This window comes from Streptomyces harbinensis (genome assembly GCF_900116145.1).
GTDB lineage: Bacteria > Actinomycetota > Actinomycetes > Streptomycetales > Streptomycetaceae > Streptomyces > Streptomyces carpaticus.
Genome location: NZ_FPAB01000010.1, coordinates 149777 through 169029, shown reverse-complemented (window position 1 = coordinate 169029; position 19253 = coordinate 149777). Strand labels below are relative to the sequence as shown.

Genomic DNA, 19253 nt, shown 5'->3' with positions numbered 1-19253 from the left:
CCGGGCTTATCCCAGAGTGCAGGGCAGATTGCCCACGTGTTACTCACCCGTTCGCCACTAATCCCCGGCCGAAACCGGTTCATCGTTCGACTTGCATGTGTTAAGCACGCCGCCAGCGTTCGTCCTGAGCCAGGATCAAACTCTCCATGAATGCTTCATGTAAGAGCAAGGAAAATCCTCGCTTAAATGCTGCACCTCAGACGAGGTCGAGATGCAGACTCAGTCAAAATAATCTGGCATTGACTATTTGGCACGCTGTTGAGTTCTCAAGGAACGGATGCTTCCTTTGGTTCCCTCTCGGGCCCCTCCGGGCTTTCCCTTCGTGTTTCCCACCTTATCAGAGGTAACTCCCGCGCCTTTCCCGGCACTTGAGCCTGCCCTCCGACGTCCCGGAACCCCCGGTCAGTTGGACTGTCCGGCGTTCCCGTTGCGGCGGTGACGTAAACGTACTGGAGCGGGGCGCCCGGATGCAAATCCTGGCGCCCCGCTGCCAGATGACGGTGCCGGCGGACCGGTCAGACCTCGACCACGACCGGCATGATCATCGGACGCCGGCGGTAGACGTCCGACACCCACTTGCCGACCGTACGGCGCACCAGCTGCTGCAGCTGGTGCGCCTCGACGACCCCGTCCTGGGCGGACTTGGCCAGGGCCTCGTCGATCTTCGGGATGACCTCGGCGAAGGCCGCGTCGTCGATGCCGGAGCCCCGGGAGTGGATGCTCGGGCCGCTGACGATCTTGCCGGTGCTGCTGTCCACGACCACGAAGACGGAGATGAAGCCCTCGTCGCCGAGGATCCGCCGGTCCTTCAGGCTGGCCTCGGTGACGCCGCCGACGGACAGGCCGTCCACGTACACGTAGCCGGCCTGGACCTTGCCGACGATCTTCGCCTTGCCCTTGACCAGGTCGACGACGACGCCGTCCTCCGCGATGACGATCCGGTCGGCCGGCACCCCGGTCAGGGCGCCGAGTTCCGCGTTGGCGCGCAGGTGGCGCCATTCGCCGTGCACCGGCATCAGGTTGCGGGGGCGGCAGATGTTGTAGAAGTACAGCAGCTCGCCGGCCGAGGCGTGCCCGGAGACGTGGACCTTGGCGTTGCCCTTGTGGACGACGTTGGCGCCCCACCGGGTGAGCCCGTTGATGACCCGGTAGACGGCGTTCTCGTTCCCGGGGATCAGCGAGGAGGCGAGGATGACCGTGTCGCCCTCGACGATGCGGATCTGGTGGTCGCGGTTGGCCATCCGGGACAGGGCCGCCATGGGCTCGCCCTGGGAGCCGGTGCAGACCAGCACCACCTCGCGGTCGGGGAGATCGTCGAGCGTGCGCACGTCCACCACGAGGCCGGGCGGAACCCGCAGGTAGCCCAGGTCCCGGGCGATGCCCATGTTGCGCACCATGGAGCGGCCGACGAAGGCGATCTTGCGTCCGTGCTCCTGGGCCGCGTCCACGATCTGCTGGATGCGGTGCACGTGGCTGGCGAAGCTCGCGACGATGATCCGCTTGTCCGCGCGGGAGAACACCTGGCGCAGCACTCCGGAGATCTCCCGCTCCGGGGAGACGAAGCCGGGGACCTCGGCGTTGGTGGAGTCGGACAGCAGCAGGTCGATGCCCTCCTCGCCGAGCCGGGCGAAGGCCCGGAGGTCGGTGAGGCGGCCGTCCAGCGGCAGCTGGTCCATCTTGAAGTCGCCGGTGTGCACGGCCATGCCGGCGGGGGTGCGGATGGCGACCGCGAGCGCGTCCGGGATGGAGTGGTTCACCGCGACGAATTCGCAGTCGAAGGGGCCGATGCGTTCGCTGGTGCCCTCCGCCACTTCCAGGGTGTACGGCCGGATGCGGTGCTCCTGGAGCTTGGCCTCGATCAGGGCGAGGGTGAGCTTGGAGCCGATCAGCGGGATGTCCGGCTTCTCCCGCAGGAGGTAGGGGACGCCGCCGATGTGGTCCTCGTGCCCGTGGGTGAGGACGATGCCCTCGATGTCGTCGAGACGGTTCCGCAGGGAGCTGAAGTCCGGCAGGATCAGGTCGATGCCGGGCTGTTCCTCCTCGGGGAAGAGGACGCCGCAGTCGACGATCAGCAGCCGGCCGCCGTACTCGAAGACGGTCATGTTGCGGCCGATCTCGCCGAGGCCGCCGAGCGGGGTGACCCGCAGGCCGCCCTCCGGGAGCTTCGGCGGGCGGCCGAGTTCTGGATGGGGATGACTCAAGAGACTCTCCTGACCGCGCGCGCCCGTTGCCCCTGTCGAGGCAGCGGGCGCGCGCGTGGGTGTGCGTGTGATGGAGCTGTTGGTGTGTCGGCGTTGTGCGATGTGCCGAAGCCGCTGTGCTGGTGTCCGGTGGTCCCGGTCCTGCTCTTTTCTTCCGGTGCTGCTCGTTACCGCTGGTCTTGCGAAGTCTGGGTGCTCAGATCTGTACCCCGCCGGCGGCGAGATCCCGCTTGAGCTGTTCGGTTTCCTCGTCGGTGAGCCCGACCATCGGGAGGCGCAGCGGGCCGCCGGGCAGCCCCTGGAAGCCGAGGGCGGCCTTGGTGGTGATCACGCCCTGGGTGCGGAACATCCCGGTGAAGACGGGCAGCAGCCGCTGGTGGATCTCGGTGGCCTTGGCGACGTCGCCGCTGGTGTAGGCGGTCACCAGGGCGCGCAGCTCGGGGGTGACCACGTGGCCGACGACGGAGACGAAGCCGACCGCGCCCACCGAGAGCAGCGGGAGGTTCAGCATGTCGTCGCCCGAGTACCAGGCGAGGCCCGTGGTGGCGATGGCCCAGCCGGCCCGCCCCAGGTCGCCCTTGGCGTCCTTGTTGGCGACGATCCGGGGGTGCTCCGCCAGCCGCACCATCGTTTCGGTGTTGATGGGGACGCCGCTGCGGCCGGGGATGTCGTAGAGCATCACCGGCAGGTCGGTGGCGTCCGCGATGGCGGTGAAGTGCTGGACCAGCCCCTCCTGCGGGGGCTTGTTGTAGTACGGGGTGACGGCGAGGATGCCGTGCGCCCCGGCGTCCTGGGCGGCGCGGGCCAGGACCAGGCTGTGCCGGGTGTCGTTGGTGCCGGCTCCGGCCACCACGTGGGCGCGGTCTCCGACCGCCTCGACCACGGCGCGGACCAGCTGGGCTTTCTCCGCGTCGGAGGTGGTCGGGGACTCGCCGGTGGTGCCATTGACGATCAGGCCGTCGTTGCCGGCGTCCACCAGGTGGGCGGCGAGCCGCTGCGCGCCGTCGAGGTCGAGCGAGCCGTCCGCGGTGAACGGCGTGACCATCGCGGTCAGCACCCGCCCGAAGGGCGTCTGGGGTGTGGAGGTCGGAGCCATGGGAACCACGCTACTCGCAGCTCAGCGTTCCGCGAGCCACGGGGATGCCCTCCGTGTGGATCCCGGCGCTGCCTGCTCGGGGGTTCAGACAGCGCCGGGGTCCGTTCAATCACCCTAGATGAACTTCTCGAAATGTCGCAATACGGACACTTCGCTCAGCTTTTCGGAGACCCGGGCCCGCAACGGGCTCCCTACGGGGCCACTCGGCCGTTGGCGTTGAACGCCGCGTGCGTCAGCGGCATCAGCCGCGCCCACTCCGCCTCCATCTTCTCGGCGACCATCTCGATCTCCCGCTGCGGGAAGGACGGCACCCGGGCCTGCTCGTGCTGGGTGCGCAGCCCCAGGAAGTGCATGAGCGAGCGGGCGTTGCAGGTCGCGTACATGCTGGAGAACAGCCCCACCGGCAGCGTGGCGCGGGCCACCTCACGGGCGATCCCGGCGGCCAGCAGCTCCTGGTAGGCGGCGTAGGACTGCCGGTAGGAGTCCTCCATGGTCTTGCCGAGGGCCGCGTGCTGCTCGGGGGTGCCGTCGACGAACTCGTACTTGCCCGGCCGGCCGCGCTGCACCAGCTTGCGGTCCTCGCCGGGGAGGTAGAAGACCGGCTCCAGCTCCCGGTAGCGCCCGCTCTCCTCGTTGTAGGACCAGCCGACCCGGTGCCGCATGAACTCGCGGAAGACGAAGATCGGTGCGCTGACGAAGAAGGTCATGGAGTTGTGCTCGAACGGGCTGCCGTGCCGGTCCCGCATCAGGTAGTTGATCAGCCCCTTGGACCGCTCGGGGTCCTTGCTGATCTCTTCGAGTGACTGCTCCCCCGCCGTCGAGACGCGGGCCGCCCACAGGACGTCGGTGTCGGACGCGCTGTGCTTGACCAGTTCGACGGTCACATCACTGCGGAAAGTGGGTGTATCGGTCACCGGCGGATCCCCTTCGGAGCGTACTGCGAGTAGCGGGGCCCACCCTACGGCCCGCCACCGACAGCCCCGGCGGCGACCGGACAGATCGGGATCGAACGACAGAGGAGGACTGTTCGGCTGATATTTTTGTTTTACGGCCAAATGGGGGAAGGAGAGGGTATGCGACAGCTGACGATCGGCGCGCTCCTCGGCCGCGCCCTGCTGGGCCTCCTCCTGGTCTCCGCCCTGGTCGGAGCCGTTCTGCTGGCCCGTCCCGCCCTCGACGTCGAGCACGGGGTCCCGGCCGGGACACCGGAGGCGGCCGAGGGGTCCTGAGCGCGATAGCCTCACCCGTGCACTGCCAGCGGCGAACGTGACACGAACGAGGACAAGCCTTGCCCCTGCCCTTTCTCGCGGCCGACCGTGACTTCGGCACCACCGCGTCGGACGTAGCCCTCCCCCACGCCGGAACCGATCAGTGGCGCCGCCCCTACCGGCTCGGACCCCAGCGGGTGGCCATCTCCGCACTGGCCCTGCTGCTCGCGGCCTACCTGCTGATCTCCGCCCTGATCATCGCCATCGCCGGCACCGTCGGCGCGGCGGGCGTCACCCTGCTCCTCGCCGCCTGCGTCATAGCCTTCGCCCTGCGCGTGCTGCGCATGGGCATCTGGGTCAGCCCACGCGGACTGCGCCGGGTCGGCCTGCTGAGCACCAAGACCCTGCGCTGGCGGGAGATCGAACGCGTCTCCACCGTCCAGCAGCCGGTGCGCTGGCTGGGCCTGCCGCGCACCGTGCAGGGCCAGGCGGTCCACATCGAGCCGCGCCGCGGAGAGCCGCTGGCCCCGCTGCTCACCGACCACAGCGCCGACTTCCTCACCCGGGCCGAAGCCTTCGCCCGCGCCTCCGACGTGCTGGAGGCCTGGGCCTCCGAGCACCGGCACTAGGACGCGGAACGGGAGCGGCGCCCGCCGCTCCCGTTCCGCCCAGCCGTTCCGCTCAGCCGTCCCGCTCAGCTCCGGCCCGCTCGCAGCGCGATCGCGTGCTCCATCGCCTTGCGGGCGCGCGGGGTGTCCCGGGCGTCGTGGTACGCCAGCGCCAGCCGGAACCAGCACCGCCAGTCGCCCGGATGCGCTTCCGCCTCGGCCTTGCGGGCCGCGAAGGCCGCGTCGGCCGCCGCCTGCTCCACCCGGCCGCTGGGGGTACGCGGCAGATCGTCCACCGGCAGCCCGCCCTCGGCCTCCAGCTCCTTCGCCAGCCGCCCGGCGTCCCGGGCGAAACGGGTGGTACGCCACAGGAACCACGCCCCGATCAGCGGCATCACCAGCACCGCGACCCCGAACGTGACCGTCACCCAGGTGCCCTGCCCGATCAGCACCACCCCGCGGTGCCCGGCCAGCACGAAGTAGCCGACCAGCAGCACCGAGACCAGCGCGTAGCCGATCTTCCCCGACATGCTCAGCCGTCCAGGTCCATGAAGTGCTCAAGGCCCAGCGTCAGCCCCGGAGCGCCGGAGACCCGGCGGATGCCCAGCAGCACCCCGGGCATGAAGGACCCGCGGTTCATCGAGTCGTGGCGCAGAGTGAAGATCTCGCCCTCGTCACCGAACAGCACCTCCTGGTGGGCGACCAGACCGCGCAGCCGCACCGCGTGCACCGGCACCCCGTCCACGTCCGCGCCGCGGGCGCCCTCCAGCGCGGTGCTGGTGGCGTCCGGCTGCGCCGGCAGCTCCGCCTCCGCGCGGGCCCGGGCGATCAGCTGGGCGGTGCGTACCGCCGTACCGCTGGGCGCGTCGGCCTTGTGCGGGTGGTGCAGTTCGACGATTTCCACGGATTCGAAGAACCGGGCGGCCTGCTGCGCGAAGTGCATGGTGAGGACGGCCCCGATGCCGAAGTTCGGCGCGATCAGCACCCCGGTGGCCGGGGAGGCGGCCAGCCAGGTGCGCAGCTGCGCCAGCCGCTCCTCGGTGAAGCCGGTGGTGCCGACCACGCCGTGGATGCCGTGCCGGACGCAGAACTCCAGGTTGGCCATCACCGCGTCGGGGTGCGTCAGATCGACGGCGACCTGGGCGCCGGCCGAGACCAGCTGCTCCAGGTCGTCCCCCCGGCCGAGCGCCGCGACCAGTTCCATGTCCTCGGCGGCCCCGACCGCCCGTACCGCCTCGGAACCCATCCGCCCGCCGGCACCCAGCACGGCGACCCGCAGCTTGCTCATGCGTACTCTTCCGCTCGTCTCTTCTGCTCGGACTCGTTATCGGGCCATCGCCCGGTGCAGCTTGGCGGTGTGCTTGTCCTTCAGCGGCCCGATGACGGACACCGAGGGCTGGTGGCTCAGCACCTCGGCGGCCACCTCGCGCACCGCGTCCGGCGTCACCGCCCGGTACCGCTCCAGCAGACCCGACACCGACAGCTGCTCGCCCCAGCACACCTCGCTCTTGCCCAGCCGGTGCATCAGGGCGCCGGTGTCCTCCAGGCCCAGCACCGTGGAGCCGGCCAGCTGGCCGATCGCCCGGCCGACCTCCTCCTCGGGCAGGCCGTGCGCGGCGATGTCGGCCAGGCTCTCCCGGGAGATCTCCAGCACCTCGCCCAGCCGGTCGGGGCGGCAGCCGGCGTAGACGCCGAACAGGCCGCAGTCGGCATACCCGGAGGTGTGCGCGTACACGCTGTAGGCGAGCCCGCGCCGCTCGCGCACCTCCTGGAACAGCCGGGAGGACATGCCGCCGCCCAGCGCCGTGGAGAGTACGGCCAGCGCCCAGCGCCGCTCGTCGTGCCGGGAGACGCCCGGCATGCCGAGGATCAGGTGCGCCTGCTCGGTGGCCCGCTCCTGGACGTCGACGGCGCCGGCGGTACGGATGCGGCGGTCGCCGCCGCGCGGGCCCAGCGGGGCGGCGTCGGCGCGGCCGAGGGCGCCGGCCCGCTCGAAGGCGGCGCGGACCTGCTCGACGACGGTGTCGTGGTCGAGGTTGCCGGCGGCGGTGACCACCAGGCGGGTCGGGTCGTAGTGGCGGCGGTAGAAGCGGGCGATCTGGTCCCGGGTGAGGGCCCCGACGGACTCCTCGGTGCCGAGCACCGGGCGGCCCAGCGGGGTGTCGCCCAGCAGGGTCTGCGCGAACAGGTCGTGGACGCCGTCACCGGGATCGTCGTCCGTCATGGCGATCTCTTCGAGGATCACATTGCGCTCGGCCTCGACCTCGGCCGGGTCGATGACCGAGGAGGTGAGCATGTCGCACACGACGTCGACGGCCAGCGGCAGGTCGCTGTCCAGCACCCGCGCGTAGTAGCAGGTGAACTCCTTGGTGGTGAAGGCGTTCATCTCGCCGCCCACCGCCTCGATCACCGAGGAGATCTCCAGGGCGCTGCGCCGCTTCGTGCCCTTGAACAGCACGTGTTCGAGATAGTGGGTGGCGCCGGCCAGGGCCGGGGTCTCGTCGCGGGAGCCGACCCGGGCCCAGATGCCGAAGGAGACCGAGCGGACCGAGGGCAGGGTCTCGGTGACGACCCGCAGCCCGCCGGGCAGCACGGTCTTGCGGACGGTGCCCGCGTCGCCGGACCCGGCCGGCGCGGTGCGCGGGGTCATGCCGCGCGGACGGGGCACGGCCCGCCCCACCGGTGCGGTGGGGCGGGCCGTCCTCGGACGAGGGGTACGCGTCACTTGTCGGCAGCGTCCTTCTCGGTGGTCTCCTCGCCGGCCTCGTCCTCCAGGACGGGGATCAGCGAGAGCTTGCCGCGCTGGTCGATCTCGGCGATCTCGACCTGGACCTTCTGGCCGACGCCGAGGACGTCCTCGACGTTCTCCACGCGCTTGCCGCCGGCGAGCTTGCGGATCTGCGAGATGTGCAGCAGTCCGTCCTTGCCGGGGAGCAGGGAGACGAAGGCGCCGAAGGTGGTGGTCTTCACCACGGTGCCCAGGTAGCGCTCGCCGACCTCGGGCATCGTCGGGTTGGCGATGCCGTTGATCGTGGCGCGGGCGGCCTCGGCGGCCGGGCCGTCGGCGGCACCGATGTAGATGGTGCCGTCGTCCTCGATGGTGATGTCGGCGCCGGTGTCCTCCTGGATCTGGTTGATCATCTTGCCCTTGGGGCCGATGACCTCACCGATCTTGTCCACCGGGATCTTCACGGTGATGATCCGCGGGGCGTTGGGGGACATCTCGTCCGGCACGTCGATGGCCTCGCCCATCACGTCCAGGATGTGCAGCCGGGCGTCGCGGGCCTGCTTGAGGGCGGCGGCCAGCACGGAGGCCGGGATGCCGTCCAGCTTGGTGTCCAGCTGGAGCGCGGTCACGAACTGCTTGGTGCCGGCGACCTTGAAGTCCATGTCGCCGTAGGCGTCCTCCGCACCGAGGATGTCGGTGAGGGTGACGTAGTGGGTCTCGCCCTCGATCTCCTGGGAGATCAGGCCCATGGCGATACCGGCGACCGGGGCCTTCAGCGGCACACCGGCGTTCAGCAGCGACATGGTGGAGGCGCAGACCGAGCCCATGGAGGTGGAGCCGTTGGAGCCCAGCGCCTCGGAGACCTGCCGGATGGCGTAGGGGAACTCCTCGCGGGTCGGCAGCACCGGCACCAGGGCGCGCTCGGCGAGGGCGCCGTGGCCGATCTCGCGGCGCTTGGGGGAGCCGACGCGGCCCGTCTCACCGGTGGAGTAGGGCGGGAAGTTGTAGTTGTGCATGTAGCGCTTGCGGGTCACCGGGGAGAGGGTGTCCAGCTGCTGCTCCATACGGAGCATGTTGAGCGTGGTGACACCCAGGATCTGGGTCTCGCCGCGCTCGAAGAGGGCCGAGCCGTGCACCCGCGGGATCGCCTCGACCTCGGCGGCCAGGGTACGGATGTCGGTGACGCCGCGGCCATCGATGCGGACCTTGTCCTTGATGACGCGCTCACGGACCAGCTGCTTGGTGAGCGAGCGGTACGCGGCGGAGATCTCCTTCTCGCGCCCCTCGAACTGCGGCAGCAGCTTCTCGGCGGCGACCGTCTTGACCCGGTCGAGCTCGCTCTCGCGCTCCTGCTTGCCGGCGATGGTCAGCGCCTGCGCCAGCTCGTCGCGGACAGCGGCGGACAGCGCCTCGAAGACGTCGTCCTGGTAGTCCAGGAAGACCGGGAACTCACCGGTGGGCTTGGCGGCCTTGGCGGCGAGGTCGGACTGGGCGCGGCACAGCACCTTGATGAAGGGCTTGGCGGCCTCCAGACCGGCGGCGACGACCTCCTCGGTCGGCGCGGCGGCACCGCCCTTGACCAGCTCGATGGTCTTCTCGGTGGCCTCGGCCTCGACCATCATGATCGCGACATCGCCGTCGGGCAGCACCCGGCCGGCGACGACCATGTCGAAGACGGCGTTCTCCAGCTCGCTGTGGGTGGGGAAGGCCACCCACTGGCCCTGGATCAGCGCGACGCGGGTGCCGCCGATGGGGCCGGAGAAGGGCAGGCCGGCCAGCTGCGTGGAGCAGGAGGCGGCGTTGATGGCGACCACGTCGTAGAGGTGGTCGGGGTTGAGCGCCATGATCGTCTCGACGATCTGGATCTCGTTGCGCAGGCCCTTCTTGAAGGAGGGGCGCAGCGGGCGGTCGATCAGCCGGCAGGTGAGGATGGCGTCCTCGGAGGGGCGGCCCTCGCGCCGGAAGAAGGAGCCGGGGATCTTCCCGGCGGCGTACATGCGCTCCTCGACGTCCACGGTCAGCGGGAAGAAGTCCAGCTGGTCCTTGGGGGTCTTCGACGCGGTGGTGGCCGACAGCACCATGGTGTCGTCGTCCAGGTAGGCCACGGCGGAACCGGCGGCCTGCTTGGCGAGGCGGCCGGTCTCGAAGCGGATGGTGCGGGTGCCGAAGGCGCCGTTGTCGATCACGGCTTCGGCGTAGTGGGTTTCGTTCTCCACCTGGGATGTCTCCTGTTTCTCGCCCCGCCGGGGACTACCGGGCGGGACGGTCTGCGGTGGAGCACCTCCGTACGGGCCGGCCATCGATCGAAGCTCCCGGGAAGTCGCCCGGGGGCCACTACCGAGGACCGGCGACGGTTGAGAAGGCGCTCCGCCTCATACTCATGCTCTGTCGTTGTGCAGTGGTGGGACCAGCCTACAAAGGCATCGGTCCGAGGGCCCGGTTTCGGCTCCCCGCGGTCGTCCGCCGGAGTGCTGCCGGGCCGGATACGGCGAAGGGAGCGGCCCCCGCCAGCGGTGGCCGCTCCCTCTCCGTCGTCTCAGCGGGCGCCCGCCGCGCCACGGCGGATGCCGAGGCGCTCGACCAGGCTGCGGAAGCGCTGGATGTCCTTCTTGGCCAGGTACTGCAGCAGCCGGCGGCGCTGGCCGACCAGCAGCAGCAGACCACGGCGGGAGTGGTGGTCGTGCTTGTGGGTCTTGAGGTGCTCGGTCAGGTCCGAGATGCGGCGGGACAGCAGCGCCACCTGCACCTCGGGGGAGCCGGTGTCGCCTTCCTTGGTGGCGAACTCGGCGATGATCTTCTGCTTCGTGGCGGCATCGAGCGACGACACACTGACTCCTTGAGGATCAGCCCGGGAGCGTCCCCTGGTCTGCTTCACAGGGGATGACAGATGGCAACTCGCCGGGCGCAGAACACCCTATCAGCCGGGCCGGGGTGGTCCTGACCCGGTTGTTCCGGTTGTGCGCCCTTCCCCTGCGGACGCTAGTCGCTGGTGAGGCCGCGGGCGCGGGCGTAGACGCCGAGGACGGCCAGGCACAGCGGGATGAGGGAGAGCAGCAGGGCCGACTCGGTGAGGTCCAGGACCCGTCCCCAGAAGGGGGTGAGCCCGGAGCGGGGCACGATGAGCGCGATGGCGGTCATCACGGCCGCGGCGGCGGCGAGCGCGGCGGTCAGCCACAGGGTGCGCAGATCGAGGGCGGTGCTGTCGCCCGCCAGCAGATCGCGGACGGCGCCGGCCGGCGGGTGCAGCAGGAAGCCGGTGGCCAGCAGGGTGAGAGCGGCGAGACCGGCCACCAGCAGGACGGAGACCTGGACGGCGTACCGGAAGAGCCGGGAGCGGGTCAGCAGGGTGCCGGCGGTGGCCAGGGCGAGGAGCTGGGCCCAGCCGTCGCCCGCGAAGCCGAGGACGGCGACGGCGACGGTGGCGGCCAGCGCGCAGCCGGCGGTCAGGCCCAGCAGCAGCTGGTGGCCGAGGCGGGCCTGGGCGGCGATGCGCTCGGCGTCGATGGGCTCCCCGGTGGGCGGGGCCTGGTCGGGGTCGTCGGTGTCGAACCCGGTGCGCGGGGCGTCGTAGCCGATGGGCAGCCGGACCAGGGCGGCGGAGAGGCCGGGCAGGAAGCCGAGGGCGCCGATGGCGACCGGGGCGGTGAGCGCGGCGGCGGAGACCGGACGGGCGTCGGCCACGATGGCGGCGAAGGTGGCGAGGGTGCCGATGAGCGCCGCGGTGGCGGTGGCGACGAACGGGGCCGCGGCGTCGGGCAGCGCCGCGGCGGCGACGACGGACAGCAGCAGGACGGCGACGCAGCCCAGCAGCAGTTCCAGGCGGCCCACGCCGTGGCCCTCGGCGAGCGGCAGGGCCCCGGTACCGGCGATCAGTCCGTGCGGGAGCGCGGCGAGGCCGGCGGCGACGGCGGCGGGCCGGTCGGCGTACACCCGGGCGCGTACCACGGCGAAGGAGGTCAGCAGCAGCGCCAGGACCCCGGCGATGATGCCGGGCAGGCCGTGCAGGTCGTGGTGGACCGGGTCGGCGTACCACAGGACGGCGGCGGCGACGGTGGCCAGGACGGCGGCGCCGGTCAGTCCGGCGGTACGCAGCCGCTGGTCGTGCCACAGGGCGCGGTCGTGGGTGACGGCGTCCGCGACGGCCTCGCTGACGTCGTCGTGCACCGGCGGCGGCAGGGCGTCGGCGACGGGGCGCAGGACGAGCACCTCGCCGTCCAGGACGCGCTGCGCGGCCAGGGTGCGGGCGCCGTCCAGGACGCTGCCGTCGCGGCGCAGCAGGTGGTAGCCGACGGGGGCGCCCTCGGCGGGCGCCTGCCCGGTGAGCTGGAGTATCTGGGCGTAGAGGTCGGCCAGAGGCAGATCCTCCGGAAGCGCCACATCGATCCGGCTGTCGGGCGCGGCGACGGTGACGCGGCAGAAGCCGGTGGCCGCTGTCGAGTTCACGTGTGATTCCCCCAAGATGCGCGCGGAAGACGGTTGCGCACGGACTGCGTCGGTCACCCTACCCGCTGTGGTTCCGGAGCCGGTCAGTAGGATCGGGCGGCGCCGCAGGGGTTGTCGGATCGGGGGGCCGTATGAGCCAGATCATCGTGAAACGTCCGCCGCGTACGCTGCCGGCCGAGGTGCCGGGCGACGAGGTGGCGGTACAGGCGCCGCCGGAGCTGCCGAAGGGCCCGCAGGACGGGGTGCTCATGCAGCTCATGCCGATGCTGGGCATGGGGTCGTCGGTGGTGTTCTTCTTCATGCCGAACGCCCATCCGTTCATGCGGATCATGGGCATGCTGATGATGGTCTCGACGGGCGCCATGGTGGTGGCGATGATCATCCGGCACCGGCGTGGCACGCAGGGGCAGATGGGCCAGCTGCGGCGGGACTACCTGCGGTATCTGGGACGCACGCGGCGTGCCGTGTGGGGGACGGCGCGGGCGCAGCGGGACGCGCAGTTGTATCTGCATCCGGCGCCGGAGCAGCTGTGGGCGCTGGTGGCCGAGGGCAGCCGGCTGTGGGAGCGGCGTCCGGGGGACGGGGACTTCGGACAGGTCCGGCTGGGTCTGGGTGAGCACGGCCTGGCGACGCCGCTGGTGCCGCCGGTGACCGCGCCGGTGGACGAGCTGGAGCCGCTGACGGCCGGGGCCATGCGGCGTTTCCTGGCGACGCACAGCACGGTGGCGGGGCTGCCGATGGCGGTGTCGCTGCGCGGCTTCTACCAGGTGGTGCTGGCGGGGGACGTGGAGGTGGCGCGGGGTACGGCGCGCGCGCTGGTGGCGTCGTTGACGGCGCTGCACTCCCCGGAGGACGTGACGGTGGCGGTGGCCACCTCGCAGGGCGCGGCGGCGGAGTGGGAGTGGGCGAAGTGGCTGCCCCATGTGCAGGCCGGGTCGGTGGACGGCGCGGGGTCGCGGCGGCTGATCGGGCGCAGTGTGCCGGAGCTGGAGGAGGAGCTGGCCGAACGCCTGGACGGGCGGGGTCGGTTCTCGGCGAACGGCAAGCCGGTGCTGGACCAGCCGCACGTCGTGCTGGTGCTGGACGGGGTGCGGGTGCCGCCGCACTCGGCGTTCGCGTCGGCGGAGGGGCTGCAGGGCGTCACCGTGGTCGAGGTGCTGCCGGGTGAGCCGGAGCCGGCCCGGGGGCGGCTGGCGGTGCGGTGCGCGGCGGGGTCGCTGCGGTTCGACGCGGGCGACGGGGTGTTCTTCGACGGGGAGCCGGATCAGCTGCCGGTGGCGGCGGCGGAGGCGCTGGCCCGGCAGCTGGCGCCGCTGCGGCTGAGCACGGGCGGCGAGGAGGACGAGCCGCTGCTGGCGGACCTGGACTTCGGGGACCTGCTGGGGCTCGGCGACCCGGCGGCGGTGGAGGTGTCGCGGACCTGGCGGCCGCGGTCGGCCGGGGAGCGGCTGCGGGTGCCGATCGGGGTGGACGAGAGCGGCCAGCCGGTGATGCTGGACCTGAAGGAGGCGGCGCAGGAGGGCATGGGCCCGCACGGCCTGTGCGTGGGCGCGACCGGTTCCGGGAAGTCGGAGCTGCTGCGCACGCTGGTGCTGGGGCTGGCCGTCACCCACACCTCCGAGACGCTGAACTTCGTCCTGGCGGACTTCAAGGGCGGCGCGACGTTCGCGGGGATGGCGCAGCTGCCGCACGTCTCGGCGGTGATCACCAACCTGGCGGACGATCTGACGCTGGTGGACCGGATGGGCGACTCGATCCGGGGCGAGCTCCAGCGCCGCCAGGAACTGCTGCGGGCGGCGGGCAACTACGCGAACCTGCACGACTACGAGAAGGCCCGCGCGGCGGGCGCGCCGCTGGAGCCGCTGGCGTCGCTGGTGCTGGTGATCGACGAGTTCTCCGAGCTGCTGACGGCGATGCCGGACTTCATCGACATGTTCATCCAGATCGGCCGCATCGGCCGGTCACTGGGGGTGCACCTGCTGCTGGCGTCGCAGCGCCTGGAGGAGGGCCGGCTGAAGGGCCTGGACACGTACCTGTCGTACCGGATCGGGCTGCGGACGTTCTCGGCGGCGGAGTCGCGTACGGCGATCGGGGTGCCGGACGCGTACCACCTGCCGCAGATCCCGGGCTCGGGCATCCTGAAGTCGGGCACCGAGGAGATGGTGCGGTTCAAGGCGGCGTACGTCTCCGGCCCCTACCGGGAGGGCACCACGAAGCAGGCCCCGGCGGGCCCGGCCCCGGTGCGGCGCCACCCGGTGCTGTTCTCGGCGGCCCCGGTCCCGCTCCCCCACCCGGAGCCCGACCCGCGCACGCCCGTGGCGGCCGACCGCCCGGCGCCGCAGGACGACGCCCTGGCCGACACCGTGCTGGACGTGGTGGTCCGCCGCCTGGAGGGCCAGGGCCCCTCGGCGCACCAGGTGTGGCTCCCGCCGCTGGACGCGGCGGCGACGCTGGACGAACTGGTGACCAGGGGGCCGACCGGCACGCTGGTCGTTCCGCTGGGCCAGGTCGACAAGCCGTACGAGCAGCGCCGGGAGACCCTGTACCGGGACTTCTCCGGCGCGGGCGGTCACATGCTGATCGTCGGCGGCCCCCAGTCGGGCAAGTCGACGCTGCTGCGCACGCTGGTCGCGTCGTTCGCCCTGACCCATACGCCGCAGGAAGTGCAGTTCTACGCCCTGGACTTCGGCGGCGGCGGGCTCGCCTCCCTGGAGGGTCTTCCGCATGTGGGCGGTGTCGCCTCGCGGCTGGACGCCGACCGGGTGCGGCGCACGGTGTCCGAGGTGGCGGGTGTGCTGGCGCGCCGCGAGGAGTTGTTCCGCCGGCACGGCATCGACTCGGTCACCACCTACCGCAAGATGCGGGCGGCGGGGCAGTTCGCCGAGGAGCCCTGGGGGGACGTCTTCTTGCTGGTGGACGGCTGGGGGGCGTTCAAGCAGGACTACGACATGACGCTGGAGCCGGTGATCAACGATCTGGCGTCCCGCGGACTGGGGTACGGGATCCACGTCGTCGTGGCGGCGTCCCGGCACATGGAGGTGCGGCCCGCGCTGAAGGACCAGTTGAGCAACCGGCTGGAGCTGAAGCTGGCGGAGGCGCTGGATTCGGACTTCGATCGCAAGATCGCCCGAGCGGTGCCGGCCAACGCTCCCGGCCGGGGTCAGATTCCCGAGAAACTGCACTGGATGGCCGCACTGCCGCGCATCGACGGACGGAGCACCCCGGGTGACCTCGCCGAGGGCACGGCGGCGCTGGTGGCCGCGGTGGCCGAGCGGTGGCAGGGCACCGTGGCTCCCCAGGTCAGGATGCTGCCGCGCGTGCTGCCGGCCGCACGGCTCCCGCACGGCGCGACTCGCCCGGAGGCCGGTATCGCGATCGGGATCAGCGAGACCGATCTGGAGCCGGTGTTCCTCGACTTCGAGAAGGACCCGTTCCTGCTGGTCCTCGGCGAGAGCGAGTCGGGCAAGTCGGCGGCGCTCCGGCTGATCATGCAGAAGATCACCGAGCGCTACCCCGCCGAGCAGGCCCGCTTCATCATCGCCGACTACCGCCGCTCCCTCATGGCGGCGGCGCCCCAGGAGTACGTGGCGGACTACGCGATCATGGAGTCGAAGCTGATCGAGGACGTGGTAGCCCTGCGGTCGGTCTTCGAGAAGCGTTCGCCGCGGGAGGACATCACGATCCAGGAGCTGCGGGAGCGCAGTTGGTGGACCGGTCCGCGCATCTTCCTGATCGTCGACGACCACGACCTGGTTGCCGCCAACTCCAACAACCCGCTGACGCAGCTGGCCCCGCACCTGCCCTACGCCCGGGACGTGGGCATCAACTTCATCATCGCCAGGAACTCGGCCGGGGTGGCCCGCGCCTTCTTCGAGCCCTTCATGCAGCGGCTGCGCGACCTCGGCGCCCAGGCCCTCATCCTGTCCGGGGACCCGAAGGAGGGCGAGATCATGAGCGGCGTCCGGGCCCGTCCCCAACCGCCGGGCCGCGCGGTCCTGACCACACGCAAGAAGGGCAACCCGCAGATCCAGCTGGGCTGGCTCCCGGAGGAGTAGGGAGCTAGTCGCCGAGGGGCTGGGGAACGCCTTCGACAAGACCGGACTCGTCGAGGCAACCCAGCTCTTCGGCCACTGCCCGGGATGCTGAGTTGACGATGGCCATCTGGCCCTCCGACGTCCCTGCCCCGGAGCGAATACTCAACCTTCCCAGCATCACTTTCTCGGAGGGGTAATCTTCGCCCTCGCATCGGAATGCGATGATCGCCGTGTTCGGCAATACGGTGGCATTCATACCGGTGTCGTAGCGCCTGCCATCACCGGAAAAATTGGGCAAGACCCATTCGAACGAGATCGTGACGGACGGGAGATCGGAATCGGGGGGCGCATAGACGCTGCATATTTTCTCTTCCCCGGGTTCCGCTGAACGCAGACGTGCGATGGAGTTCGAAAGCTCGGTTGCCGGATCTTCTGGCAACTCACCGAACTGCGTCATGCCGGAGAGATCTTCGAGAGCAGTGGCGGCGTCAGCCGAGAGGATACCGCCGCAGATCTCCTCTGCGGCAACGCCTGAGATTCCAGGTTCTTCCGCAGGGCTGTGACAAGAAGCGACCAACAGCGCCCCCGCACCGATAAATATCGGACGGAGCGCCATCCTGGAAAAGAGACCACCGCCGTCACTGCGCGCATTTCTAGTGAGGCAGATATCCATACGCTTCATCACTGGCCCTCCCATTTACGTAAGAACCCTCCACGAGACTTCGCTGCACAGATATACTTTCTCGATCGATGTACGACTCGGCCGAGGATGTATAGAGATTCAGAAGTTCCGCGATATCTTCTTCCCCGGCCTCAAAAAACCCTTGCCGAGAAAGCTGCCCTTTCTTCTCCGCCTGACCGTCCGAATCGGAGCCGTCATCGATGAACCCTTCGAAGAACGTGCTCAAAAATTCTCCGCCCATATCAGCGCCTATGGGGACCAGGAAGCCGCTCAGACCACCCGTGAACGGAGCCGTCACAAAGGCAACACCAGCACCCACCGCAGCGCCGACCGCAGCACCCTTCCATTCCGCAGAACTGGCCAATGCTGCCTGCGCAGCTGCTGAGTCTCCCACATAATCCGCAGCGACCTGCTCTGCTCGTGCATGATCCAGAATGCCGCGCACCTCACCTCCCGCCATAAGGATCTGGGATCCGGAAATAAAATTATCCGAGTCGGTCGGCGGGAATTCATCCAGCTTCCCCAACATATAGACGTGCTGAAGCAGGGTTGCACTCTCGTAAGCAGTCTCATCCTTCCCGATAACGCTCAGAAAGCGAATTGTGGAGTATCTTCCGGACTCCAATGTGTCGCCGTACGAGGTCGCAAAGATATCGGCATGCTCGGCGTTTTTCTCGTCCCCCATCCCGGAAACCGCATAGTTGATGTCATCCATGTACATGCCCGTCATGAAACCGAGGGCAGTACTCATTTCTGGCTGACTGCTCAATAGCTCCGGATCAAGAGTTCCGTACAGATGCATGACTTGATCCATGACTCTGGCCGTGTCCGCGGTCCGGTAGTCCCCGAAGCCACCTTCTTCCATGGCCTCAGGATCGAGCATTTCCGGTGAGATGCCTGTCGTAGCCGCCACCAGAGCTTCTCCCACTATCGGGTGAATTCCGATGGCCTCTGGAACGAAAGCATCGGGGCTCGTCCACCACGTACGCTCCTGCGAAAGGTATGCGAGGCGACGGCTGATCTCCGATTCCCGGTCGGAAGGATCAAACCCTTCGGGGGCGGCAAAGAACGCGGTGGAAGCCTCCGGATTGTGGCTCAACGCGCTCATGTAGCCGACCACGGGGTCCTGGCCGAAGTCATCCGCGTCCCCGAAGTTGAGTCGTGTGTCGGAGTGCCAAAGACGCCAGTTCGGTGCCCCTGAGCCACCCAGGACCGGGTCGGAACCACCGTAACCCGCGACGAATTCCATCTCGAAGTTCATCAGGGCTTCGCCGTAGTCGAGAAGAAACTCCGTCTCGTACTCACCGTCGCGCATCAGTGCGCTCATCACCTGATACCCGCGGGGACCACCGTTGATGGGCTGCTCTCCGAGGCCGAGCATGTCCTGCTCCCACTCCCCCATGGCTACGGAGTCGGAGCGGGTCGCCGTGCCCAGAAGGTTACCCAGATTGGTCTGAAGGCCGTCCATGATCTGCCATCGTTCGGAATTCGGGTGCCAGTTTCCGGAACTGAGGTCGGCCCAGAGTCGCAGTGTCCCTTCTGCTCCCAGAGCGAGTGTCACGCGCTCGGCGAAAACCGGGTCGTCCGCATAGTATTCGGCCAGCCAACTGAACGTGCGCAGTTCGTCATCGGTGAGTTCGGAACCCCGCTCGGCCAGCTCGATGAAGTGCTGGGCGTCGGCGTAGGCCGTCTCAGCCTGTGAAAGGTTGGCGTATTCGACGGGGTTGAAGGCGTACGGATCCGTGCCCTTGGCGTCCCGCAGGGCCTGGGCAATGCTCTGGTCCGCGTCCGTCGCGGACTGGAGGACGCTTTCGATGCTCTGCGAAACCTCCAGCGCGCGTTGCTGCCGAATCCGGCGCGTCTCGCCGTCCACCTCGGACAGCCGGGCGTCCACCCGTCCGGAGCCGGAGACGTGGACACCGTCCGCCGCCGCTTCGTCGATCAACTCTCCCAGACGGTCCTGATAGCCCTTGAGCCGGTGGTATCCGTCTCTGCAGATGTTCCGGAGCGAGGTGGCCTGCAGCAGCGCTGCTTCGAACTGGCCGGCCTGAGCGAAGACGTGCGGCACGGTGACGGACGCGTTCTCGCCCTCCCAGCTCGCCGATCGTGCCTGGCCTGCCATGTTCTCGGCCGGCTCCTGCAACTCAGTGAGACGCTGGACCTGCTCGTCCCAGCTGTCCCTGGCCTTGCGCAGTTCGTCCAGCGGGGCGTTGAAGAGCTCCTCGAATCCCAGGCGATCGCCCGCACCCATGT

General features: G+C 69.8%; 14 protein-coding genes and 1 rRNA gene. 3 read left to right on the top strand and 12 right to left on the bottom strand.

What is annotated here, in order from left to right; translation table 11 throughout:
* From BM385_RS23420 to thyX, 4 genes are all read right to left on the bottom strand, one after another.
* Positions 1-151 (bottom strand): 16S ribosomal RNA (locus BM385_RS23420); the annotation flags it as partial.
* Positions 152-515: 364 nt separating this feature from the next.
* Positions 516-2201, bottom strand: a complete 1686-nt coding sequence (locus tag BM385_RS23415; protein WP_019436283.1) for a ribonuclease J — start codon at positions 2199-2201, stop codon at positions 516-518.
* 196 nt (positions 2202-2397) lie between these two features.
* Positions 2398-3297, bottom strand: a complete 900-nt coding sequence (dapA, locus tag BM385_RS23410) for a 4-hydroxy-tetrahydrodipicolinate synthase (protein WP_019436284.1) — start codon at positions 3295-3297, stop codon at positions 2398-2400.
* Between the two features lie 191 nt (positions 3298-3488).
* The gene (gene thyX / locus BM385_RS23405; RefSeq protein ID WP_019436285.1) at positions 3489-4211 is read right to left on the bottom strand and encodes an FAD-dependent thymidylate synthase; all 723 of its coding nucleotides are present in this window, start codon (positions 4209-4211) and stop codon (positions 3489-3491) included.
* Positions 4212-4370: 159 nt separating this feature from the next.
* Between thyX and BM385_RS27340 the strand changes: the two genes are divergently transcribed.
* Both BM385_RS27340 and BM385_RS23400 read left to right on the top strand, forming a co-directional pair.
* Entirely contained in the window at positions 4371-4526 is a 156-nt protein-coding gene (locus tag BM385_RS27340; RefSeq protein WP_175543088.1) for a hypothetical protein, read from the top strand.
* 59 nt (positions 4527-4585) lie between these two features.
* On the top strand, positions 4586-5134 hold the full coding sequence (locus BM385_RS23400) for an SCO5741 family PH domain-containing membrane protein (RefSeq protein WP_019436287.1): 549 nt from the start codon (positions 4586-4588) through the stop codon (positions 5132-5134).
* A gap of 65 nt (positions 5135-5199) precedes the next feature.
* On the opposite strand, the gene BM385_RS23395 is transcribed toward BM385_RS23400, so the two are convergent.
* From BM385_RS23395 to eccD, 6 genes are all read right to left on the bottom strand, one after another.
* Positions 5200-5643, bottom strand: a complete 444-nt coding sequence (locus BM385_RS23395) for a tetratricopeptide repeat protein (protein ID WP_019436288.1) — start codon at positions 5641-5643, stop codon at positions 5200-5202.
* A gap of 2 nt (positions 5644-5645) precedes the next feature.
* Positions 5646-6401, bottom strand: a complete 756-nt coding sequence (dapB, locus tag BM385_RS23390) for a 4-hydroxy-tetrahydrodipicolinate reductase (protein ID WP_093844276.1) — start codon at positions 6399-6401, stop codon at positions 5646-5648.
* Between the two features lie 36 nt (positions 6402-6437).
* Entirely contained in the window at positions 6438-7838 is a 1401-nt protein-coding gene (locus tag BM385_RS23385) for a M16 family metallopeptidase (protein ID WP_380980918.1), read from the bottom strand.
* Positions 7835-10057, bottom strand: a complete 2223-nt coding sequence (locus tag BM385_RS23380) for a polyribonucleotide nucleotidyltransferase (RefSeq protein WP_019436291.1) — start codon at positions 10055-10057, stop codon at positions 7835-7837. Before BM385_RS23380 ends, BM385_RS23385 begins: the two co-directional genes overlap by 4 nt.
* Positions 10058-10377: 320 nt before the next feature.
* Positions 10378-10668, bottom strand: a complete 291-nt coding sequence (gene rpsO, locus BM385_RS23375; protein ID WP_019436292.1) for a 30S ribosomal protein S15 — start codon at positions 10666-10668, stop codon at positions 10378-10380.
* Positions 10669-10820: 152 nt separating this feature from the next.
* The gene (eccD, locus tag BM385_RS23370; RefSeq protein WP_019436293.1) at positions 10821-12284 is read right to left on the bottom strand and encodes a type VII secretion integral membrane protein EccD; all 1464 of its coding nucleotides are present in this window, start codon (positions 12282-12284) and stop codon (positions 10821-10823) included.
* Between the two features lie 131 nt (positions 12285-12415).
* On the opposite strand from eccD, the gene eccCa reads away from it, so the two are divergent.
* Entirely contained in the window at positions 12416-16339 is a 3924-nt protein-coding gene (gene eccCa, locus BM385_RS23365; protein ID WP_093844275.1) for a type VII secretion protein EccCa, read from the top strand.
* A gap of 4 nt (positions 16340-16343) precedes the next feature.
* Here eccCa and BM385_RS26885 read toward each other — a convergent pair whose 3' ends face one another.
* Together BM385_RS26885 and BM385_RS23360 are read right to left on the bottom strand one after the other, a co-directional pair.
* Positions 16344-17000: a hypothetical protein gene (locus BM385_RS26885; protein WP_139275226.1), complete on the bottom strand. Its 657-nt coding sequence runs from the start codon at positions 16998-17000 to the stop codon at positions 16344-16346.
* Positions 16972-19251, bottom strand: coding sequence for a hypothetical protein (locus tag BM385_RS23360; protein ID WP_093844274.1), 2280 nt, complete (start codon positions 19249-19251; stop codon positions 16972-16974). Before BM385_RS23360 ends, BM385_RS26885 begins: the two co-directional genes overlap by 29 nt.
* Positions 19252-19253: the final 2 nt, after the last annotated feature.

Coding starts and splice junctions, on each gene's coding strand:
- BM385_RS23395 (WP_019436288.1), bottom strand. CDS start 5,643: ATGTCGGGGAAGATCGGCTACGCGCTGGTCTCGGTGCTGCTGGTCGGC.
- BM385_RS23360 (WP_093844274.1), bottom strand. CDS start 19,251: ATGGGTGCGGGCGATCGCCTGGGATTCGAGGAGCTCTTCAACGCCCCG.
- eccCa (WP_093844275.1), top strand. CDS start 12,416: ATGAGCCAGATCATCGTGAAACGTCCGCCGCGTACGCTGCCGGCCGAG.
- dapA (WP_019436284.1), bottom strand. CDS start 3,297: ATGGCTCCGACCTCCACACCCCAGACGCCCTTCGGGCGGGTGCTGACC.
- dapB (WP_093844276.1), bottom strand. CDS start 6,401: ATGAGCAAGCTGCGGGTCGCCGTGCTGGGTGCCGGCGGGCGGATGGGT.
- BM385_RS27340 (WP_175543088.1), top strand. CDS start 4,371: ATGCGACAGCTGACGATCGGCGCGCTCCTCGGCCGCGCCCTGCTGGGC.
- BM385_RS26885 (WP_139275226.1), bottom strand. CDS start 17,000: ATGAAGCGTATGGATATCTGCCTCACTAGAAATGCGCGCAGTGACGGC.